The 22,073-nt window shown below is 37.6% G+C and carries 17 protein-coding genes and 1 tRNA gene; 12 read left to right on the plus strand and 6 right to left on the minus strand.

Features of this window, described 5'->3' with window-relative positions; translation table 11 throughout:
• The first annotated feature begins 91 nt into the window (after positions 1-91).
• Both ACR30L_RS07415 and ACR30L_RS07420 read left to right on the plus strand, forming a co-directional pair.
• The gene (locus ACR30L_RS07415; protein WP_435237389.1) at positions 92-1,222 is read left to right on the plus strand and encodes a glycoside hydrolase family 18 protein; all 1,131 of its coding nucleotides are present in this window, start codon (positions 92-94) and stop codon (positions 1,220-1,222) included.
• 118 nt (positions 1,223-1,340) lie between these two features.
• On the plus strand, positions 1,341-1,934 hold the full coding sequence (locus tag ACR30L_RS07420; RefSeq protein ID WP_435237390.1) for a PhnA domain-containing protein: 594 nt from the start codon (positions 1,341-1,343) through the stop codon (positions 1,932-1,934).
• Between the two features lie 84 nt (positions 1,935-2,018).
• On the opposite strand, the gene ACR30L_RS07425 is transcribed toward ACR30L_RS07420, so the two are convergent.
• Entirely contained in the window at positions 2,019-2,201 is a 183-nt protein-coding gene (locus ACR30L_RS07425; protein ID WP_435237391.1) for a hypothetical protein, read from the minus strand.
• Between the two features lie 765 nt (positions 2,202-2,966).
• Here ACR30L_RS07425 and ACR30L_RS07430 point away from each other — a divergent pair.
• The 6 genes from ACR30L_RS07430 (at position 2,967) to ACR30L_RS07455 (ending at position 11,201) form a co-directional block, all read left to right on the plus strand.
• Positions 2,967-3,052 (plus strand) — tRNA-Leu (locus ACR30L_RS07430).
• A gap of 121 nt (positions 3,053-3,173) precedes the next feature.
• Positions 3,174-3,602, plus strand: coding sequence for a DUF3859 domain-containing protein (locus tag ACR30L_RS07435; RefSeq protein WP_435237392.1), 429 nt, complete (start codon positions 3,174-3,176; stop codon positions 3,600-3,602).
• A gap of 133 nt (positions 3,603-3,735) precedes the next feature.
• Positions 3,736-5,967, plus strand: a complete 2,232-nt coding sequence (gene rlmKL / locus ACR30L_RS07440; RefSeq protein ID WP_435237393.1) for a bifunctional 23S rRNA (guanine(2069)-N(7))-methyltransferase RlmK/23S rRNA (guanine(2445)-N(2))-methyltransferase RlmL — start codon at positions 3,736-3,738, stop codon at positions 5,965-5,967.
• Between the two features lie 77 nt (positions 5,968-6,044).
• Complete coding sequence (uup, locus tag ACR30L_RS07445; RefSeq protein WP_435237394.1) at positions 6,045-7,961, plus strand: ATP-binding cassette ATPase Uup; 1,917 nt, start codon at positions 6,045-6,047, stop codon at positions 7,959-7,961.
• A complete protein-coding gene (locus ACR30L_RS07450) occupies positions 7,962-10,046 on the plus strand; it encodes a DUF3466 family protein (protein ID WP_435237395.1) in 2,085 nt (694 codons plus the stop codon).
• A 189-nt stretch (positions 10,047-10,235) separates the two neighbouring features.
• The gene (locus tag ACR30L_RS07455; protein ID WP_435237396.1) at positions 10,236-11,201 is read left to right on the plus strand and encodes a PstS family phosphate ABC transporter substrate-binding protein; all 966 of its coding nucleotides are present in this window, start codon (positions 10,236-10,238) and stop codon (positions 11,199-11,201) included.
• Between the two features lie 163 nt (positions 11,202-11,364).
• Here ACR30L_RS07455 and ACR30L_RS07460 read toward each other — a convergent pair whose 3' ends face one another.
• The 3 genes from ACR30L_RS07460 to ACR30L_RS07470 all read right to left on the minus strand — a co-directional run bounded on the left by ACR30L_RS07460 (position 11,365) and on the right by ACR30L_RS07470 (position 14,366).
• Complete coding sequence (locus ACR30L_RS07460; protein ID WP_435237397.1) at positions 11,365-12,321, minus strand: diguanylate cyclase; 957 nt, start codon at positions 12,319-12,321, stop codon at positions 11,365-11,367.
• Positions 12,321-13,322 carry a response regulator gene (locus ACR30L_RS07465; protein WP_435237398.1) on the minus strand — a complete coding sequence of 334 codons (1,002 nt, stop codon included), beginning with the start codon at positions 13,320-13,322 and terminating at the stop codon, positions 12,321-12,323. The genes ACR30L_RS07460 and ACR30L_RS07465 overlap by 1 nt, the downstream gene beginning before the upstream one ends.
• Before the next feature lie 102 nt (positions 13,323-13,424).
• Complete coding sequence (locus ACR30L_RS07470) at positions 13,425-14,366, minus strand: tRNA-dihydrouridine synthase (RefSeq protein ID WP_435237399.1); 942 nt, start codon at positions 14,364-14,366, stop codon at positions 13,425-13,427.
• Between the two features lie 261 nt (positions 14,367-14,627).
• On the opposite strand from ACR30L_RS07470, the gene apt reads away from it, so the two are divergent.
• From apt to ACR30L_RS07490, 4 genes are all read left to right on the plus strand, one after another.
• On the plus strand, positions 14,628-15,173 hold the full coding sequence (apt, locus tag ACR30L_RS07475) for an adenine phosphoribosyltransferase (protein WP_435237400.1): 546 nt from the start codon (positions 14,628-14,630) through the stop codon (positions 15,171-15,173).
• Positions 15,174-15,178: 5 nt separating this feature from the next.
• On the plus strand, positions 15,179-17,557 hold the full coding sequence (dnaX, locus tag ACR30L_RS07480) for a DNA polymerase III subunit gamma/tau (RefSeq protein ID WP_435237401.1): 2,379 nt from the start codon (positions 15,179-15,181) through the stop codon (positions 17,555-17,557).
• A gap of 44 nt (positions 17,558-17,601) precedes the next feature.
• Positions 17,602-17,931, plus strand: a complete 330-nt coding sequence (locus tag ACR30L_RS07485; RefSeq protein ID WP_435237402.1) for a YbaB/EbfC family nucleoid-associated protein — start codon at positions 17,602-17,604, stop codon at positions 17,929-17,931.
• Positions 17,932-18,134: 203 nt separating this feature from the next.
• The gene (locus ACR30L_RS07490) at positions 18,135-18,440 is read left to right on the plus strand and encodes a hypothetical protein (RefSeq protein WP_435237403.1); all 306 of its coding nucleotides are present in this window, start codon (positions 18,135-18,137) and stop codon (positions 18,438-18,440) included.
• A gap of 121 nt (positions 18,441-18,561) precedes the next feature.
• On the opposite strand, the gene ACR30L_RS07495 is transcribed toward ACR30L_RS07490, so the two are convergent.
• Both ACR30L_RS07495 and ACR30L_RS07500 read right to left on the minus strand, forming a co-directional pair.
• A complete protein-coding gene (locus ACR30L_RS07495) occupies positions 18,562-19,980 on the minus strand; it encodes an alanine/glycine:cation symporter family protein (protein WP_435237404.1) in 1,419 nt (472 codons plus the stop codon).
• 218 nt (positions 19,981-20,198) lie between these two features.
• Positions 20,199-21,878, minus strand: a complete 1,680-nt coding sequence (locus ACR30L_RS07500) for a DUF342 domain-containing protein (RefSeq protein WP_435237405.1) — start codon at positions 21,876-21,878, stop codon at positions 20,199-20,201.
• Between the last annotated feature and the right edge of the window lie 195 nt (positions 21,879-22,073).

The following is a 22,073-nucleotide window of genomic DNA, read 5'->3' on the forward strand; positions in this document are numbered from 1 at the left end:
TTATACCTAATGGGTGAGTGAGTGTTTAAGTCGGTATCTTAACGTGCTTAGAGACTTATGGTAAGTGATATTATTAATAAGGATGAAGGGTTTGCTTAATATAAAAAATACTTTCCTAGGAAAGATAAGAATAGTCGTTGGCTTGCTCTTGATTTTTAGTCTGTCGGCCTGTGATGGCATTTTTTCAGATGACTATTGGGATACGGATTCAAGTTGTGATGAAGATACAACCGATGTTGATTTTAAGCAAGTTGCGTATTGGATTGAATCAGATATTAATGATTTAGAAGATATTGCAGATAGCGATAACGACATAGATTACATACAAATGACACATCTTATTTTTGGTTATATCTACGTTAATTCAGATGGCTCTTTTGATGTTAATTCTAATGGTACGCTTTCGGATGTTGATGATAGTGACGATTTAAAAGATATTATTGGTGATCTGCAAGATGATGGTGTTGAGGTTTTCTTTTCAATCGGTGGCACAAGCAATAGTAGTAATTTAGAAACCATTGCGGGGGATGACGACCTTACCGATGATTTTATCGATAATATTATTGATCTTGCTGAAGAATATGATTTAGACGGTATCGATTTAAGTTGGCAATATCCAGAAGATGACGATGAAGGTGAACTCTTTGAAGATTTAGTTGAAGCGTTATCGGATGAATTAGACGATGAAGGGCTTACTTTTACTATCGAAGTGTTATCTGGGCTCAACGAAGAAGAAGATTACGCCGATGTGATTGATAGCGATGTATTTGACTATGTTGATTTTGTTAATGTCAAAGGTTTCAATACTAATAATGACGATGGTGAAGACGATGACGATGGCCTCTATCTGACAACGGATGACTTTTTAGATGTCATTGATTATTGGACTGATCGTTGTTTAATTCAGAATAAACTGGTGGTGAGTATTCCTGTTTTCGGTACAAGTGAAGATGCTGATACTGAAGATTATTTCGATATTGTTGATGAAAAAAGTGATAAATCAACCTTTGCTTGCGATGATGATGACAAAGCATCAATTGACGGTATTACCTATTATTTTAATGCGATTCCAACCGTTGTTGAAAAAACGGCCTATGCGGAAACCTATGCTGGGGGAGTCATGCTGAAATCTTTGGATCAAGATTACAATGACGATTCAGATTACTCATTGTTAAATGCGATTTATCTCGAAACTGAGGGAGAAGATAGTATTTGTGATTAAGCACAATGCGTAATAACCACGCTCCTTAAGCACTGGGATTCCCCGGTGCTTTTTTTTATTATAAAAAAAGTGCATAATAGCGCGGATTTTTATCCCCCAATTTTTAAGGTGTTAATACATGCCAATCAAAAAAGCGTTATTAGAAAGAAGCAATTCATCCTGTGAATTATGTGGTGCAACTGACAATTTATCTGTATTCGAGGTGCCACCTGTCAAAGAGCCTAATTCAGATAAGTCTGTTTTGGTATGTGAAACCTGTCTGTCTCAAATTGAAAAACAAACAGAGATGGATAATAACCACTGGCGTTGTTTAAATGACAGTATGTGGAGTCAAGTTCCCGCTGTTCAGGTAACGGCGTTTAGATTATTGACTCGTCTTGCGACTACCGAAGGCTGGGCGCAGGATCTTCTTGATATGATGTATATGGAAGATGAAACGAAAGCATGGGCTGACTATGGTGTTGCTGCTGATAATATTGAAGAAACACCTCCAACACGTGATTCAAATGGTACGATTTTAGAAGCCGGTGATAACGTAACATTAATTAAAGATCTTGATGTGAAGGGCGGTAATTTTACGGCTAAACGCGGCACACCCGTTCGTAATATTGGATTAACTGATAATCCTGAACATATTGAAGGTCGTGTTAATGGGATGCGTATCGTATTGCTAACACAATATATTAAGAAAATGCCATTATTTGAAGATTAACTTCTGCTTTAACATTTGAGGGGCGCAATGCTCCTCAATGCTTTGAGTAACAATCATGTTAATATTTTAATCTTCTATACCGTGTTAATGTGATTGCTCATTTAAATTTCGACGTTTTTGGTTCTGATGACGATCTCGGTGACTCTGATGTTTTTTCTTTGCATGAATCATATCTTCTTGATCATACCAATCCGCATCTTCTTGATGCTCAGCTGAATCACCTATTGATGAATGATATTGACCACGATGATTGTGATTATTTTTCATTTGTAAATTACCCTAATGGAATAAGCATTTTATATATCAGAATCAATTCAATATGTAAAAATCAGTTAATTGTAAGATCAGCAGATTTTAAGCATATGATAGAGATTTAATCGGTGTATGCTTTATGTATAGAAAAGCTATTCAAAAAAAGCAACCCAGATTTAACACCATTAATATACCCGTTACCATTCAAGATGCAGAAATCAGCAAGACGAGAGGTGAGCAGATTCTAGGCATAAAGGTGAAGATCTAACGGGTTAAATCGAGACTTTATAACAACGAAGATGTTTGCCTCTCGTCTTGCCCTGTGGGTCACTAGCTCGTTTCTTATAAACCATGGCAATACTGCGTTATAACATTCGATAAGGACTAGCCATTAAAGATGTAAAGTCTTGTTTTTACATCTACCGATAGAGGATTAACGCAGTTAATCGCTCGAAAGGTCATCATGTTACGCCTTGCCTTGGTATCCGAGCTAGTGACTGATAAACGCATCTTGATTGGTAACGGGTATATGACCGTTTGATGTCAATGTTTTCATTTTGAGAGAGTAAAGTGGTAAGCACATCTATTTTGTATTCAATTAACCGAATATAAGTTGCCCTAAAACATTTGATCTATTATCTAAGTGGAAGTTAATTAACCAGGTTGTTTTGTTTTTAAGCAGTTAACCACTTTTAACCGATTATTTTAATATAAGTGCTTGTGCTTCAAGTAAACTTCTATACAATACGCGGCACTTACTTAGAAAGACTTAAGTAATCCGCCCGGGTGGTGGAATCGGTAGACACAAGGGATTTAAAATCCCTCGCTTTCTGAGCGTGACGGTTCAAGTCCGTCTCCGGGCACCAATTCCAGAAAAAAGCTTCAACTTATGTTGAAGCTTTTTTTTTGCCAGAATTTCCTTAAATTAAGTTCACTGTTTTTTACCTGAGATTAATTCATGCCTATTTATAAGGAATAAAAACTAAAATGGCTAAACAAAAACCAGTTATTAAATTACAAACCTACGGCATTTATGAACATTGGGATTCAAAATCTAAAGCACTGCCGACGATTAAAACATTTACGACTGATATACCTGCTGAAATAGATATTGAATTTGGTTTGACAGTTAATATCAAGCATGCACGTGGTAATAAAATTTTTTATTGCATTGACCATCCTAATATTTCGAATAAGGAAGGGCAGTTATGCGCCGCTTTTACTGGTGAAGTACAGATTAAAAACAATGATTGGGATTTTTATTTGGGTGATACTATTTGGGCTCCTATTGATGATAAATGTGGCCCGTGGCGTATGACCATTGAATTAAATAAAAAAATTGTTGTTGATAAAACCTTTCATGTTTTTACAGAAAATAAAAATGTAGACTTTAAAAAACGGTTTTCTTATATGTAAAAATCATCCTTCTATTTTTCTTCTTTTTTCGTATATTACTCTATTTACCGTGACTTGCGCTGAAGCTCGCATTTCCAAGTGGTTTGAGTATAATACGCGCTGTTTATTCCCCTTATTATTGCTGAGAGTCTTTATGTTAAGTTACTTTATTCCAACCGCCAAAGGTTTAGCCCCACTGCTTGAAGTTGAGCTAAAAGAAATGGGTATTGAAAATACCAAACAAATGAATGGTGGCGTGACTTTTGATGGCACTTTAGAGCAGGGGTACAAAGTTTGTTTGTGGTCTCGTTTTGCATCTCGCGTATTACTAAAATTAAATGAATTCAAAGTATTAGACTCGCTCGATCTTTATATGGGCTGTAGCACAATTCCTTGGGAAGAACATTTTGATGTCGATAAAACCTTTTCGATTGATTTTTCTGGTAGTAACGATGAGATCCGAAACACACAATTCGGTGCTTTAAAAATAAAAGATGCAATTGTTGATCGTTTTCGTAAAAAATTCGACCAACGTCCGAGTGTAGAAAAACGCGATGCAGATATTCGTTTTAATGGTCGATTATGGAAAGATAAGGCGACTATTTATTTAGACCTTTCTGGTTCTCCATTACACCTTCGTGGATATCGCACTATTGCCGGCGAAGCTCCATTACGTGAAACCTTAGCGGCTGGGATTGTTAAACGTAGTGGTTGGCAGGGAGAAGCGTTACTTGATCCGATGTGTGGTTCCGGTACGTTAATTATTGAAGCGGCTATGATGGCGTTGAATATTGCGCCTGGCTCTCTACGTCAGACTTTTGGTTTTGAAAGCTGGAAAAAACACGACGATGAATGCTGGAAGACCTTAAAAACATCGGCACAGGTCTATGGTAAAAGAGCAATTAATCAATGTGATACTCGCTTTTATGCATCGGATCTTAGTCGAGAAATGATCGAAATTGCCCGTAAAAACGCACAACGAGCAGGTGTCGCAGAATTGATTGAATTTTCTGTTACCGATGCTAAAAAAGTTATGCCGCCGGAAGAGTTAGAAACTGGGATGATTATCAGTAATCCACCCTACGGTGAACGTTTAGGTGGCTTTAGTGACACGATCACGCTTTATACTGAATTAGGCCATCATTTTAAGGATGCTTTTGCTGGATGGAATTTGGCTATGTTCGCAATGGATACTGAGCTATTAAGCTGTTTAGGTATGCGTGCAGCGAAAAGTTTTAAATTCTTTAATGGCCCCATTGAATGTGTATTAAAAAATTATCGTATATCGGCAAAGCGTAATGTTGAACAGAAACCGGTACTAGAAACTCCCACTAATGAGCCACTAAATCCATGGACAATGGGGCGTGGCGATGATCAATTTGAAATGGGACAAGAAAGCGAATCGGAAATTGTCTTTAAAGAAGCGAAACAGATTAAACCTGCTATCTATTCTGAAGCTTTTGCTAACCGTTTAACTAAAAATCTGAAGCGTTTAGAAAAGTGGGCAAAACGTGAAAATGTAGAATGCTATCGCATGTACGATGCGGATTTACCCGAATATAATGTTGCCATTGATCGTTACGGTGATTACATCATTATTCAAGAATATCGTGCGCCAAAGGAAATTGATGCGGGTAAGGTACGACGTCGTTTTCTTGATGTTGTTTCCACGGTGCGTTATATGTTGGATTTAAATGATGACAAGCTTGTGATTAAAGTACGTGAGCGTCAGAAAGGGCGTAAACAGTATGAAAAATTAGACAGTAAAAAGCAGTCTTTAGTCGTTCATGAAGGACAAGCAAAATTAATTGTTAATCTTCAGGATTATTTAGATACGGGGTTATTTTTAGATCATCGTCCAACCCGTTTACGCATCGCTAAAATGGCGAAAGACAAAGATTTTCTTAATCTATTTTGTTATACAGCAACGGCTTCCGTGCATGCTGCACTAGGGGGGGCGCGTTCAACGACCAGTGTTGATATGTCTAAAACCTATTTGGCATGGGGAGAAGATAATTTTGCGGAGAATGGTATTAAGGGAAATCATGAATTTATTCAACAGGATTGTATTAAATGGTTACAACATGCCCATGAAACATTTGATCTGATTTTTATTGATCCACCGACATTTTCTAACTCAAAACGTATGAAAGATGTTTTTGATGTGCAAGATGATCATGTTGAATTATTAACGTCGGCAAGTGAGCGTTTAAATTTAGAAGGGGAAATTATTTTTTCCAATAATAAACGTGGCTTTAAACTGGACGTCGAAGCAATTAAAGCCTTAGGTTTTTACATTAAAGATATTAGCCAGGCATCGATTCCTGAAGATTTCAAACGTAACAGTAAAATTCATCAGTGCTGGATCCTAACCAAGCATAATTAATCCTAATTTAAATTCACTGAATGCCGTTACCTAATAGGATAATGGCGTCAGATTTTAACAATAAAAAGAGTATTGACGTGGCATTATTAACTTTACATAACGCAGAGCTAGCTTTCGGTGATAGCGCATTATTAGATAAGTCCAACTTGGTCATTGAAGCAAATGAACGCGTTTGTTTAGTTGGGCGAAACGGTGCGGGTAAATCTACCCTATTAAAAGTATTAGATGGCCGAATTCAGTTAGATGACGGTAGTTTACTGATAAACAACGATGTCAAAGTCGCCCGCCTTGAGCAAGATCCTCCAACTGCAAATACCATGAGTGCCTATGACTTTGTTGCTTCAGGAATGGAGAATGCCGGCGAGGTCTTGAAAAATTATAACCATCAATTAGCGGTTATTGCTGAAGACTGCAGTGAAAAAGAATTAAATAAATTACAAAAATTACAAGAACAGATCGATCAATTAGATGCATGGCAGTTAGACAGTAAAATTAATCAAATTTTGGATCGCTTGGCAATTAGCCCTGAAACGAAATTGGATTCTCTTTCTGGTGGATGGCTGCGTAAAGTGGCACTAGCAAAAGCGCTGGTTAATGATCCGGATTTATTGTTGCTCGATGAACCAACCAATCACCTTGATGTCGGTACTATTGAATGGTTAGAGCAATTTTTAATGAGTTTTCAAGGTTCGATTGTTTTTATTAGCCATGACCGTGAATTTATTCGTCGTTTATCCACCCGTATTATTGATATTGATCGTGGTAATTTAAGTTCCTGGCCTGGTGGCTATGATGATTATTTAATTGCGAAAGAAGAAGCGTTGCGTGTTGAAGATGAACAAAATGCTGAATTCGATCGTAAGTTAGCGATTGAAGAAAAATGGATCCGTCAAGGGATTAAAGCGCGTCGCACCCGTAATGAAGGGCGTGTGCGTGCGTTAAAAGCATTACGTAATGAACGCTCCGAGCGTCTTAATGTGCAAGGTAAAGCAAAAATCAATATTGATGTTGCCAGTCGAAGCGGGAAAATCATTTTCGAAGCAGAAAATGTTGCTTACAGTTATGACGATTTATGTATTGTTAGAGACTTTTCTACCACGATTATGCGTGGTGATAAAATTGCGTTAGTTGGACGAAATGGTTGTGGTAAAAGTACAGTCTTAAAACTGTTTTTAGATCAATTACAACCAGATAAAGGCACTGTTAAATGTGGAACAAAATTGGAAGTGGCTTACTTCGATCAATACCGTGATACCTTAGATCCTGAAAAGTCGGTGATGGATAACCTTGCTGAAGGTAAGCAAGAAGTTGAGGTAAATGGCCTTAAACGTCATGTGTTAGGCTATTTGCAGGACTTCTTATTTCATCCTGTTCGTGCGCGAACTCCGGTTAAAGCACTTTCGGGTGGCGAAAAGAACCGATTGTTATTAGCCAAAATCTTCTTAAAACCCAATAATTTATTAATCCTCGATGAACCAACCAATGATCTTGATGTCGAAACCTTGGAATTATTAGAAGAGTTACTTGCTAACTATCAAGGCACGTTATTACTGGTGAGTCACGACCGTAGTTTTGTTGATAATACGGTAACCCATACTTGGTTTTTTGATGGTAATGGCAACATTGATCAATTTGTTGGTGGCTATAGTGATGCTGTTCGCCATAAAGCGCAGAGCGAAGAAGCAAGACAACCAGTTATTAGTGATGCTAAGGCGCAAGTAAAAAAAGATAAAACGCCGGCTAAAGCAACAGCTAAGAAAAAACTATCTTATAAATTACAACTTGAACTTGATGGTTTACCTCGATTATTAGAAGAATTAGAAACCAAGGTGGCTTCACTTCAAGAAACAATTAATACTGCTGAGTTTTTTAATAAATCTAAAAATGATGCAGATAAATTCTTAGCTGAGTTAGCTGATACAGAACAACAACTTGAAGATGCGTTTCTGCGTTGGGAAGAGTTGGAAGAGTTTAAAAACGGAGAAAGTGCTTAAATGAGATTTAGAATAGCTATTACAAGTCTTAGCTTAGTTATGGCAACAAGTAGTTGGGCCTCAACAGATCCTTATTTTAGTGTTGAAGAAATTAATGTTGAGGCGACCGATGCTAACTATGGTCCATATCCTTCAGCAATTTCCGATGATGGGTCATTAATCGGTACTTATTCAATGAAATCTCTGCTGTCTCGAGATATTGATATGGGATTGCCTTTTACTTTCAACCGTGGCTGTCAATATGCCGATGTGTTTTGTGATCTAGAGTTTTATGGTTCTGAAGACACCGATGCGTTGAGTTATGAAAATGCATATCAAGCGTGGCGAAATGCGCTTGCAGATGCCCCCGATGACGATTACAGCAGTTACATGATGGCGAATGTCATTAATACATCAGATACAGGTGACGTTGATAGTACAACAACTGATTCAGATACGGGTATTGATACAACAACCTACGATAATGATAATACGTCGATTTTACCCTATGACGAAGGTGATTATGATACCGACGTTAAAGTCACTGATGTGATGGGAGATAATGGCGATGATCAATTTGTAGTCGGTTTTTCTACAGATGCTTATTCATATTCTTCCGATGATAGTGAATATCAACGTGATTTCGTGCGTCGAGCATTTATTAAATATAGCGATAGTGATTATGTGACGTCTTTGTTGCCCGATTTTTATGAAGATACGGACGATGACGATGCAGATGATGCAAATGGTGGTTTGAGTAGTGCTTATAAAGTAAAGGAAGTCACTATTGATGATTACACAACAACGCTTGTTGTTGGTGCAAGTAGCATCTCCTATCCAGAAGATGACGATGATGACGATGTGCAAGATTATTATAATTATTGTTACGGTTTCGATGATTATGATGATGACGAAGAAGGTACATTGAATAATTTAGTTTATTGTTCGGGATTTGATACACAGGCTTGGGCTTGGGAAATTATTGATAGTTCATCAAACGTCAATGTTAGTTCAACAGCCGATGTTGAATTAACAGGATTTGAATTAGCTAGCGAATGGCTAGATGACAATGAAGATAACGATGATTCAAATATTACCTATAGTGCGAGTGCATTAGATATTAACGCATCGGGTATTGCAGTTGGTGTTTCGACATTTGAAAAAAGTTCCAGTGCAACGGGAGGACGTCAACGTGCAATTATTATGACGCCTTACTTTGATGATAACGGCGATGATTCCTACGATACGAGTGACAATGTTTATGCTGATGAAAGCGGAACTGTCTATAGTGGCGGTGATATTTACTACGGAGTACCCGTTGAATTAACCGATGCCGTTGATGATGTCGATGATGATGATGGCGATACTATTTATAATAGTTGGGCACTTGCTATAACTGATGGTGACGATGATGATGTAATGGTGATCGGTAATCGAGAATACAGTGCTGCTAAATCGGTGAATAAACCAACAGAATTTTTTGTTTATGATCTTGATACTGAAGAGATTGATTTTCCATTAAAAAATAAAAAAGTATTAACAACAGAACAAAAAAATGATGGTGACAGCAGTTCTAAAACCGGTGCCAATAGTCGCGCCTATGATATCAATGAAAGCGGATTTATTGTGGGTAAGGCTGATGATTATGATCAGACCCATCCGGTAACAGGTGGTATGCCTAGAACGCAATCTGCTTTCTTATATGATAATGGAACTGACAGTAGTGATAACGATGAAAGCTGGTTTATTAATGATTTGATTTGTACTGAAGACGATGATGGCGTAGTTACTTCGCCGTTATATAAAATTCGTAGTGCACGAGTCATCAGTGATGCTGATGCTGATGGTCAATATTATGTGCTTGCTGAAGGGTGGAAATATGATACGGATGATGATTATCAAGATGAAGTTAATGCAACTGAAGTCATGTTAAAATTAACTCGTAATACGTCTGTATCTTCTCCCGATGATAGTCCAAATTGTTGGGATTCAGATTTATTAAATACTGATGATGATGACGACAGTTATGAACGTTCTGGAGGAGCAAGTTTTTGGTTATGGATTTTTGCTTTACCTCTGTTACTGGTGAGACGTTTTAATAAGTAATTAAAATTATTATTTGTAAAAAGGCTTATTATGAAATTTCATAATAAGCCTTTTTTTATTTCAGTCTGTCATTAAAGTGTCATATAAATGGTGCATATTAGCTGCAGTCGCCAAGGAGGCGTAACTAAAATTTTATTAATACACTAATAAAATATACAAATTTAATTAATGATTATTATGGAGTTTTGAATGAAACTTAAAACGTTAGCTACAGCAGTTACACTAGGCGCAGCCACTTTATTTACTGTTGGTGCATCTGCAGCCGATACAACAATGCCAACTTACGAGAAAGTAAGTGGTATTTCAGGAAATTTATCTTCTGTTGGTTCAGATACTTTAGCAAACTTAATGACATTCTGGGCAGAGGATTTTAAAGATTTCTACCCTAACATTAACATCCAAATTCAAGCTGCAGGTTCTTCTACTGCTCCTCCAGCATTAACTGAAGGTACTTCTCAGTTCGGTCCGATGAGCCGTAAAATGAAGTCAAAAGAAATTGAAGCTTTTGAAAAACATTATGGTTACAAACCAACTCCAATTCGCGTTGCAATCGATGCACTTGCTGTATTTGTAAACAAAGATAACCCAATTGAAGGGTTAACAATTAGCCAAGTTGATGCGATTTTCTCTGCAACTCAAAAATGTGGTGCAGACAAAAATGCGACGCGTTGGGCGGATGTTGGTCTAACGGGAAGCTGGGCAAATAAAGATATTCAATTATTTGGTCGTAACTCAGTATCGGGTACATACGGTTACTTTAAAGACCATGCATTATGTAAAGGTGATTACAAAAATTCTGTTAATGAACAACCAGGTTCGGCTTCTGTTGTACAATCAGTTGCATCATCTTTGAATTCAATCGGTTATTCTGGTATTGGTTATAAAGTCGCTGGTGTTCGTGCAGTTCCTTTATCTAAGAAAGGTCCATTTGTTGAAGCGACTTTAGAAAATGCCGTAAGCGGTAAATACCCACTTTCTCGTTTCCTATGGGTTTACGTTAACAAAGCGCCAAATAAACCATTGACTCCATTACAAGGCGAGTTTGTTAAAATGATTCTTTCTACACAAGGACAAGCAATTGTTGAGAAAGATGGTTACATTCCTCTTCCTCCACAAGTTGTTGCAAAAGAGCTAGAGAAACTAGGTTTAAACTAATAAAAGAAAGAGAATACTTTTAATAAAAACAGCACTTCGGTGCTGTTTTTTTATACGTCATTAAAATGATGAGTTCCGTTAAGTAGGGGAAGTTTCTAATTGATACATTAAATTACGATAACATACCGACGATTATGTAGAAGGTATGTTAATTTGTATTCGTTTAATGTTCACTAATGCCAATTTTATTACGACCTGTATCTTTGGCTATATAGAGCCCTAAATCGGCCATTTTAATCCATGCTTTATAATCAGGAATATTACTCGTGATTTCTGCTATGCCTAAACTTACCGTCACCTTCACACGTTTATTTTGATATACAAAAGGGTGCTCTTCAATGGCAATTCGAAGTCGTTCTGCAACTAATTTTGCATTTTCCAAATTAGTATCGACTAGCAGAAGAGTGAATTCTTCTCCACCATAGCGACCAGCTAGGTCCGTTTCTCGCATATTATGACGTAAGCAGTCTGCCACACCAATAATAACTTCATCGCCGAAGGGGTGGCCATAGTTATCATTTACTTTTTTAAAGTGGTCAATATCAAACATAATAAGTGAAGCGGGTTGTTTGGTTCGAGTTTGGCGTTTAAATTCTTTGGCACAACATCCGCGCCAATGTTCATGATTATATAAATTAGTCAGCCTATCCATCTGGCTTAGTTTTTCCAACTTCCCATTTACTTCTTGAAAGGCTTGTTTGTTGAGCGCGACATCGGTGACGTCGTAAATTATCATACAGACTTGTGTCACTTTGCCTGCTATATCAGTTAACGGCAGGAATGTGACATTCTGATACATGAATTCAGCACTACTGGTGATTTGGCGATAACTTTTAAATTTGAATACAAATGGGCGCTGTTCCCAGGTGGTAAATGCTTTATTTTTTAATAAACAAACGCTATTAATTTTCTGTTTTAACCACGTGATGGGAAGTTCTTCAAATAAATCAGTTAAGTCTTTATCGACAACATGGGCTGCAATTAAGCCGGAATGATTTTCCATAAAACCATTCCATACTTTGACCTTGAGGTCGAGTTCGAGTACCACAAGGCCAACATCGATGTTTTGCACCATATCCACTAGCCAATGAATATCTTTCAGTTCAATACTATTACTCATTAGTCTAAGAGGTATCCTATTTTATTGGTTAGAGTTTCGATTGAGTCTTCTGTAAATAAGAGTAACAAATCACATTTTATATTGTAATTTTCAATGCGATAATTTACTTCAATCGTTAATGTTTTTCGCCAGTGGCTTTGTCTTTCTTTAATTAAATCATCAACCTGACAATGCTGTCCTAAAATATTTGGTTGCCCTTGGCTAAAGTGAATATCCAGCTGTTCAGCTAATCCATTTAAAAAAGCACCGATAAGGATATTTGAAACATCATTCATGACCTCTATTTGGATATGGTCATTGACTGCTTCTTGATAATTAAGCAATTTAGCCATATCGGTGAAGTTCGAATCGTGGAAGATAATAATCGCTTCACCACCGATACCAGAGGTTATAAATCCTTGCGATACCGCAGAAACACTCGAGTCATGAGCAATAGATTTTAATGCCATGTATAACTCGCTTGGTTCAAGTGTGTTTACATTGGGAATCGGTAATGAAACAAAAACATTTAATAATCGAGCGAGTAAATCGCCTGCTTTACCCATTGCGATATTAGCCACTTCCTGAAGTGCTTCACGCAGAGAAATAATGGATTGTTGGTTGTTATTATTGTTTAGTGAGCCATTAACATCAGCTTTGTAAATACCATAAGAGGCAAGTAGGTTAATTAAAACATCAGGTATAATGGGTTTCTGAATGAAATCAAGCGCACCCATTTCGCGTACTTTTTTATGTGCTTCGGGTTGGATATCTCCCGATACAACGATAACAAGTGCGGGGAGATCTTCCTTTAAAATAGCTTCTAGTACGCCATATCCATCCATTACTGGCATGTTGAGATCTAAAAAAACAACATCGCCTTTGCCTGCGCGAATGGCTTCTAAACCTAATTCACCATTCTCTGCAAAACTTACTGTGATATCCCAATCTTTGGGAAGAGAACGAGCCATCGATTTTCTGGCAAGTGCTGAATCGTCACAAATTAAAACGGGTAATGACATAAATTTCCTAAAAAATTATATATATAATAAATTTTAGCGGAAAATATAAAACAAGATACTATTTATTGTAATTTCTTTGCTAATGATGAGAGTTACACCCAATTAGTACTTTAATTGTTCAGCCTTGATAGCATTTAACATATCCGATGTTGTTTTGATTTTACGGACATGTTGTAAGAAAACACTCGCGTTAGGTTGCTGTATCTGCATAAATGTCAGCCATTGTTTTATGCGGTTAGGTAAGTATTTTTCTTTATCACCTTGGGTTTGAATATCGAGATATTGCAACATAAGCATTAATATTTGCGACCAATTATGAGGTTCTTCTGTACCTTTAATAACATTCGCTAAGTTAGGCGTTGCAAGTGCGCCTCGACCGATCATTAAACGATCACAACCGGATATTTCCATACAGCGTTGTGCATCTTGTAAATTAAAAATATCGCCATTAGCGGTCACTGGAATATTAATTTCATCTTTTATTTTCGCAATCCAATGCCAATGCGCAGGGGGCTTATAACCTTCTTCCTTAGTACGTGCATGCACTGCGAGTTCATCGGCACCAGCTTCGCAAATGGCAATGGCATTTTCGATGGCCAAAGATTTATCTTCATATCCAAGGCGTATTTTGACACTCAGAGTTTGATGATGAGGGACTGCTTGTCGTACGGCTTTCACAATGTCAGATAATTGTTCAGGCGACTTTAGTAAAATAGCACCACCTCGGCTTTTATTGACGGCCTTGGCTGGACAGCCAAAATTAAGATCAATACCATCGGATCCAACATGTAATGCCTTGTCTGCATTCTGAGCTAAGCATGTCGGATTTTGGCCTAGCAATTGCACTCTTACTGGCGTGCCTGATGGCGTACGACTGCCGTTATGTAATTCTGGGCTGAGGCGACGATATACCTTAGCGGGAAGACGTAAATCAACCACCCGTATAAATTCAGTAACACAGAGATCAATCCCGCCAATTGAGGTTAATAAATGGCGCATATGGTGATCCATTACCCCTTCCATAGGAGCAAGCGTTATTTTCATGTGGTCTACTTCTTGATTTCAAAAGGTGGTATTATACTGATTCTATTTTAAGATGCTAACGCATGTTTATTAATAGATTTTTAGTGTTTGTTATCATTGCCGAGTCGAGTAAAAATCCGATATTTTTATTTTTCTCTTTTAAGTTCTCATTAATGAGATAAGCACTTGCACATAGACTGGCAAATAATTACCCTTTATTGCTAAATTGGCTTCTGACATAGACTGACCAATATTCATTGAAATTTACAAAGAGCAAAAATAATGACATCAATAACACTGCAATTAATTAAAGACAGTATCAAAAGCATTCCTGATTATCCGCTCCCTGGCATTATATTTCGAGATATTACTAGCTTGATCGAAAATGGAGAGGCATTTTCAGCGACAATTGCATTATTTGTTGAGCGTTATAAAGATCAAAAAATTGATAAAGTGGTTGGTACTGAAGCACGTGGCTTTATTTTTGGAGCACCGTTAGCTGCAGCAATTGGCGCAGGATTTGTGCCGGTGCGCAAACCAGGTAAATTGCCACGTAATACCATTCAAGAAGGTTACTCACTTGAGTACGGGACGGACACATTACAAATTCATAAAGATGCTATCCACGAAGGTGAAAATATTTTATTGGTTGATGATCTTTTAGCGACTGGAGGCACCGCAGAAGCATCGGTTAAATTAATTCAACGTTCTGGTGGGAAAGTGATTGAATCGGTATTCGTGATAGAGTTACCTGCTTTAAAAGGCGCTGAAAAACTAGCGGCGTTAGGTGTTCCTCATTTCTCTCTAGTTGAATTTGAAGGCGAGTAGTTTTAGTGAGTTATCAAGTTCTAGCACGAAAATGGCGACCTCGTAACTTTCAAGAAGTGGTTGGTCAACAACATGTATTAACCGCTTTATCGAATGGTTTAGCGCAAAATAGGGTGCATCATGCCTATCTTTTTAGTGGTACTCGTGGGGTGGGTAAAACGACCATTGCACGTATATTGGCGAAAAGTTTAAATTGTGAACAAGGCGTAACAGCAACACCTTGTGGTAAGTGTATTCATTGTAAAGCTATCGACGAAGGGCGTTTTGTTGATCTACTCGAAATTGATGCCGCATCTCGAACCAAGGTCGATGATACCCGTGAATTACTTGATAACGTGCAATATAAGCCAGCACAGGGCCGATATAAAGTTTACCTTATCGATGAAGTGCATATGCTTTCTAAGCATAGTTTTAATGCGCTATTAAAAACCCTTGAAGAACCACCTGAATACGTTAAGTTTCTGTTGGCTACGACGGATCCTCAAAAATTACCAATTACGGTATTATCACGCTGTCTTCAGTTTCATTTAAAGGCGATATTACCGGAACAAATCGAGCAACAGCTTAATTTAATTCTTCAACACGAGAAAGCAACCTTTGAAAAAGCTGCACTAACGGTTATATCAAAGGCTGCTAATGGTAGTATGCGAGATGCATTAAGCTTAACGGATCAAGCTTTAGCGTTTGGCTCGGGTAATATTGAATACCAAGCCGTATTAAAAATGCTTGGAACAATCGATAATAGCCATCTTTATTATTTACTGCATTTTATTGCGTCAGGTAATGTTGAAAAGGTTTTTCAGAAAGTCGAAGAGTTCGTTCAACTCGGCGCTGATTTTGCTAAGCTCCACCAAGAACTTGCCGCGCTTTGCCATAAAATCGCTTTATTACAAATGCGTAATAAAATCAGTCATGCAGATAAAAGTCCTACGCAGTTATTGGGTGAACGTTTAACACCCGAAGAGGTGCAGCTTTACTATGAAATTGCTGTTCAGGGATATAAAGATTATGCCTTTGCACCCAATGGTAAAATTGCCTTTGAAATGACCGTTATGCGTTTGTTAGCTTTTAAACCCGCAAACTATATTGCACTAGAAGAAAAAGAATTAGGACCAACTCCGGTTGTTGAGCAAACACCTATTGTCGAACATTCTCTTTCACCTGTAGAACATGAACCATTAGCACCACGACCAACACCGGAGATGGAACCTAAAGTAGAGATGGAGCCTAAAGTAGAGATGCTACCTTCTGAATATCGAGAACCGATTCCAGAAGCATCTACTGCAGCTATAGCAACTAGCGCTCCTACTCAACCAGAAGATCTCACCGAGCCAAATGAACCTGAAGCTTATTCAGCTGAGCCTAGCAAGATTGTCAGTGAGCCTGTACAAGTTCCTTCTGAGCCAATGGAGCCCGAAGTGCAAGTTCAGTCAGTGACCAATTCACGCAATATGTTACGCAGTCATCGTTTGAAAATCGAACAAGCAAAAAAGTCCCAGGCGACAACGACTCAACAACCGACTGAAACGGTTGTCGCTGATTCACATATTAAACCGGTATCCGCCTTAATTAAAAAAGAAGCTGAGCAAGTCGTTTCTGCTTCGTCTTTATCACCATCATCAGAACCAGATGTTTTATCTAAAGCAACTAAGGTTGATGCTTATTCGCTCCCGTCTGATCCCGTTGAAGAACCCATTTCGTCGGAACAACATTATCTTGAAAATGAGTCTCATGATTCAGTGCCGCCGGATGATTTTTTACCGCCTATTGACAGTTACTTACAAGATGATTTTGGTGAGCAAAATATTGCGCAAGATGACGAACCAGACTTTCCAGCTCATCTTGAACAGCAAGTTGTTGTGACAACCACTGATAAAGAAGTGCAACCGGAACCAGCACCAGAGGTTTTATCAACCATACCGAGTGGGGAAAAACCGGCTTTTTTCAGTGATGAGGAACTGGATGTTCCAGCGGTTGATATTGCAGAATATGTGGCAGATAAATTAACCGATCCTTGGTCTTTAATTATCCAAAAAATGGATATTAAAGGGTTAGTTAAATTATTAGCAAAAAATTGTGTCATGCAACACACTGAAGATAATATTATTTTGACGTTGAAAGTAGAACAGCAGCATTTACTGAATAATGGGCAAATCTGCGAGCAACTGCAACAGAAACTGAAACAGCACTTTGGTGAACAAGTAAATATGTATATTGAAGTCGGAGAAGTTGAAGGGCAGTTAACCCCCGTGGAGTCAGAGCATGCTATTTATCAACAATATTTAAATAATGCTAAAGCGAATATTGAGAAAGATCCAAATATTAAATCCTGGGTTGAGGATTATGGTGCAAAAATCTATGAAAATACGATTATACCGTTATAATCAAACTAATATGTTAAGCAATACAATTCAAAAAGAGAGTAAATATGTTCAATAAAGCTGGAATGGGCGATTTAATGAAAAAAGCCCAAGAAATGCAAGAAAATATGCAAAAAGCACAGGCTGAAATTGCAAATACGGAAGTAACCGGTGAATCGGGTGCCGGCCTTGTTAAAATCACTTTATTGGGTAATCACAATGTCCGTAAAGTTGAAATTGATGACGGCTTAATGGAAGACGACAAAGAAATGTTAGAAGATCTTATTGCTGCTGCAATGAATGATGCAGTTCGTCGTGTTGAAGAAGTAAATAAAAGTAAAATGAGTGGTTTAACAGGCGGTATGGATTTACCACCTGGTTTCAAAATGCCTTTTTAGACACCCATTAAGACTAGATTACTATACTCACTTAATGGCAAACATTAAGTGAGTATAAACGTGCTTAGAGTGGCTATCCAGTGTAGGTTTATACATGACTATCCTAAGCTCTTTTCTTGTAAGATCATCTTCCTTAATTTCCTCTTATTTATACACTTTACTTATTATTCGATATTTACGTCCATTAAAAGGGTACTTTAATTATGTTATCGCCAATTTTAATCATACCGATTGCCGCTATTATTTATGTTTATTATAAATACACTGATTTTTATAAAAAACGGCTAGTACCTAATTTATCATGGGGCTGTGCATTGGTGCTTTCTACGGCTAAAGCGTGGGAGTTAGCTATTCAAATTATGATGCAAGGTGTGACTGAAGCAGCGCTTGTGGAAAAGTCTACAACATTGTTAGTCAATGTTGAGCCGATTATTAATGGGTGTATTGCGATAGCGGCAGTATTAATTGCTCTGATGTTTGTGCCAAAGCAATTTAAAAAAAATAAATAGCGTTATCTCTGTTATACCAATTGTAGTAATTAGCTGATCTATTTTACTGGTTGATATAAAAAATCCGCGATGTTAGTACAGCGCGGATTTTAATTTTTTATTTACTGTATGTATAAATAAACTACTGTTTAGGCCATGCCTTAGGGTCTATATCCAAATCTGAGAATTTAGCGGAATCAAAGATTGGATGTTCCTTTCCTTCTTTCAATTGATCACGATAATCTTTTAATAAGCGTGTTGCCGTTGGAAACATCATTAATAGTGCTAATAAGTTAACTAACGCTAATACGCCCATTAATGGATCCGAGAAAAAGAAAACCGACGTTGCCGCAGGTGCCGTTGCGCCGATAAATACAATTGCAATGACAGCAATACGTAAAATGTGAATAGCGGCTTTACTTTTTGACATAAAGGTTAATGCATTTTCACCTAGATAGTAGTTATAGATAACTGAGCTAAATGAGAACAGTAATATTGCGCCGGTTAAAAAATATTGTGACCAGATGCCAAAGTGTGAAACTAATGACTGTTGAGTTAAGACCACGCCATCAATATCCTGTGCGCCAGGAACATAAACATCACCCAATAGAATAATGAATGCAGTACAACTACACACAATAATAGTATCAATGAAAACAGATAGAGATTGTGTGATCCCTTGACTGATTGGATGAGTCACATCGGCAGTTGCAGCTACATTGGGCGCAGAACCTAATCCCGCTTCATTTGAGAAAAGCCCACGACGTAAACCCTGTGCTAACGCAGCACCCATACCACCACCAACAGCTTGTTCAAAACCAAATGCATTGGCAAAAATAGTATGAAGCACGGCTGGGATTTCAGTAATGTTGATTAAAATAACGAGTAAAGCCATACCGATATAACCTACGGCCATAATTGGAACAACGACATCGGCTGTTTTAGCAATACGTTTTATACCACCATAAATGATAAAGCCAACGACAATCGCAAGAAAAATACCTGTCCATAGACGATCAATACCGAGACTATCTTGAACAGCACCGGCAACAGTATTACCTTGGAATGCATTAAAACCAAACGCGAAAGAAGCAATTAAACAAAACGCATAAAGATATGCAAGCCATTTGTAATTTTCACCAAGACCATAAATCATGGCGCGTGCAGGACCACCACGGAAACCGTCTTTTTCTTTACGCTTAAAAAGCTGAGCAAGTGAACATTCAACTAAACTCGTTGCCATGCCAACAAGAGCAACCGCCCACATCCAGAAAACAGCACCCGGACCACCAAGTGTAATTGCTACGGCAACGCCGGCAATATTACCACCGCCCACACGACCGCCAATCGAAAGTAATAATGCTTCACGACCTGAAATTGCATTCTTTTCAGCGGTTTGATTTTTACGTAATAAAACGTGGAACATACGTCCAAAAAATCTAAATTGAACAAACCCCGTTGCTATTGTAAAAAATAAACCCAAAATAACGAGGAAGGGAATGAGTGCCCACCCCCAAGTGAGATCGCCGATCAGGCCAAAAAATGATTCTATTAATGACATTAACTTTCCTTAAGTTGTAATTTTTTAAATGGTATGGTGTCTCAATGTTTAGTATTACTGTCTGAATTGTAATTGATAAATAGCAGATTGTACTGTTTACTAGAAGGAGCTGTATGTTATAGATTTTTTTGAAGTTTGTCGATGATTAAGCGTTCGTATTATTGCTAATACGGTTGATAAAGTGTATTAAACGCATGTTTAATTTATCAACCTAAAAATTATTTCTGAAAAGGTGAAATGACTAATGCATCCTGCTGGATGCTAACACAACTTGGGCCATAGCTCTGTATGGTATTCAGTGTTTTATCTGCAATAGCAATGGATGTTTGACTGTATAACTTACTCGCGGCAATGACCTTGATGTTATTAAAATACTCTTCAAGTGCAACTTTGTTTTCTTCCTGTTGCTTTTCTAAGGTGAGTAAGGTTGTTTCTGTTTCTTTTTGCATTAAGGTAAGACGTTGATCAATTGCTTTTCTTTTTTTAGTTAAAGGTGCGGCTTCTATCATTTGACGTGTTTCAAAGACACTGTGCAGTTTTTCTTGCTGTGTTGGTATATCAAGTTCAATTTGTTTTTTTGTTTCGGTTAATTGCGAGTAAAGTCCGGTTAAATCAAGCTGTGTTTTAGTGCCTGCTGAAGAACCAATAATAATCGTATTAATTCCCTGTTGGGCAAATAATCGTCCACCTAAAATAACGCCCTTAGTCGCACTCTCATTCTGAACACAAATATTACCCTTGCTATGTACTAAACAATGTAATAATTGCGTTTTAATCAGCAGGTTTTTACCAATATGCATATGGGAATACTGACTAAAGGTTGCCGTCACTGAACCTTTACAATTTATTTGACAGGAATAAAGTGCATCCGAATCGGTTAATTTACGTCCCAAAATACCATGGCCAACAAACAAATCGCCATCACACTCGATATTTGCCGATTCAACAAAGCCTGCCACGGTAATATTCCCTGTTGCTTTGACTTTCATTCCATCGCTAATATTCCCTGCAACGATTACGTCGCCTTTATAATTAATATTACCTGAAGCAACATCAACATTATTAATAATTAAAGCATCATCTACCCGAATACCGTGATCCATTTTTTGGGGGATCCCAGCAGCAGTTGCTATTAAAAGGTTTTCATCATTGGGATCAATTTCGGTATTTGTGCCAACATTCAAAGTTATATCTTTACCGATAAACTGTTTAATTGGTTTACCCGTAATAGTTATACCCGGTGTGCCTTCTTGATGTGGCGTTTTTCGCATTAATGGCGTGTGAGGTTGAACGGTAACTAGCTCACCAAGCTCTCGCATATCAACTTGCCCATTTTCTTTTTCTTGCGGGCGCATAATCCGTTCACTTGGCGTTTCAACTAAACGTTCAAAACTAGCATTGACACCATCAATAGGTGGCTTTCCCTTGGCTACAACTGCTTGATAAACGGTACCTGGTGGTGATTTCTTAGATTTTTGGATTAAAAGATGAAGCATTTTTTTAGATATTCCATAACTAATTTTTAATGCTTTCATTTCTTCTGCAAGTAAATCCAAGGTGATAGGTTGTCCACCGTATGCACTGATTATTTCTGCTTTTGCTTCAAGCTTTAAATCATCGACGGTAAGGGTTAACTGTGCATCGAGACGATTCGCAATCACAATAACTTTTGGTTCCGATGATTTATTGGCGGGAATGTTGAGTGCTTCATAGGCTTTGACTGCTTGTTTAATACCTACAGCGTTAAGTTTAAAAGAAGCGTATTTCGATTGATTAATGGATTTTGTTAATCTGCTCTCAGAAACGATTTCATCGGTCGGCGAAACAGTGATCGCAAGTTCTTGTCCATTATTTAATAATAGAAATTGTTGGCTTAAATCTAGTACGTTACCTATCACATTAAAACCTTCTTAGAATTCACAATAATTGCATATTTCAATTACATGCATTTTTTTACCATTTCTTTTTATAATAATTATTTTCTGGCAGTAATATAACTCTATGTATTTAAATAAATATATACTGTAGTTTAGACAAAAAGCAATGAATAAATAAGTGGTAAAGTATGACTAAGTGTAATACCTATTGGTGGT

Origin of the sequence: Psychromonas saccharinae (assembly GCF_051201515.1) — a bacterium.
GTDB lineage: Bacteria > Pseudomonadota > Gammaproteobacteria > Enterobacterales > Psychromonadaceae > Psychromonas.

Coding starts and splice junctions, on each gene's coding strand:
- ACR30L_RS07420 (WP_435237390.1), top strand. CDS start 1,341: ATGCCAATCAAAAAAGCGTTATTAGAAAGAAGCAATTCATCCTGTGAA.
- ACR30L_RS07425 (WP_435237391.1), bottom strand. CDS start 2,201: ATGAAAAATAATCACAATCATCGTGGTCAATATCATTCATCAATAGGT.
- ACR30L_RS07435 (WP_435237392.1), top strand. CDS start 3,174: ATGGCTAAACAAAAACCAGTTATTAAATTACAAACCTACGGCATTTAT.
- rlmKL (WP_435237393.1), top strand. CDS start 3,736: ATGTTAAGTTACTTTATTCCAACCGCCAAAGGTTTAGCCCCACTGCTT.
- ACR30L_RS07450 (WP_435237395.1), top strand. CDS start 7,962: ATGAGATTTAGAATAGCTATTACAAGTCTTAGCTTAGTTATGGCAACA.
- ACR30L_RS07455 (WP_435237396.1), top strand. CDS start 10,236: ATGAAACTTAAAACGTTAGCTACAGCAGTTACACTAGGCGCAGCCACT.
- ACR30L_RS07460 (WP_435237397.1), bottom strand. CDS start 12,321: ATGAGTAATAGTATTGAACTGAAAGATATTCATTGGCTAGTGGATATG.
- ACR30L_RS07465 (WP_435237398.1), bottom strand. CDS start 13,322: ATGTCATTACCCGTTTTAATTTGTGACGATTCAGCACTTGCCAGAAAA.
- ACR30L_RS07470 (WP_435237399.1), bottom strand. CDS start 14,366: ATGAAAATAACGCTTGCTCCTATGGAAGGGGTAATGGATCACCATATG.
- apt (WP_435237400.1), top strand. CDS start 14,628: ATGACATCAATAACACTGCAATTAATTAAAGACAGTATCAAAAGCATT.
- ACR30L_RS07485 (WP_435237402.1), top strand. CDS start 17,602: ATGTTCAATAAAGCTGGAATGGGCGATTTAATGAAAAAAGCCCAAGAA.
- ACR30L_RS07490 (WP_435237403.1), top strand. CDS start 18,135: ATGTTATCGCCAATTTTAATCATACCGATTGCCGCTATTATTTATGTT.
- ACR30L_RS07495 (WP_435237404.1), bottom strand. CDS start 19,980: ATGTCATTAATAGAATCATTTTTTGGCCTGATCGGCGATCTCACTTGG.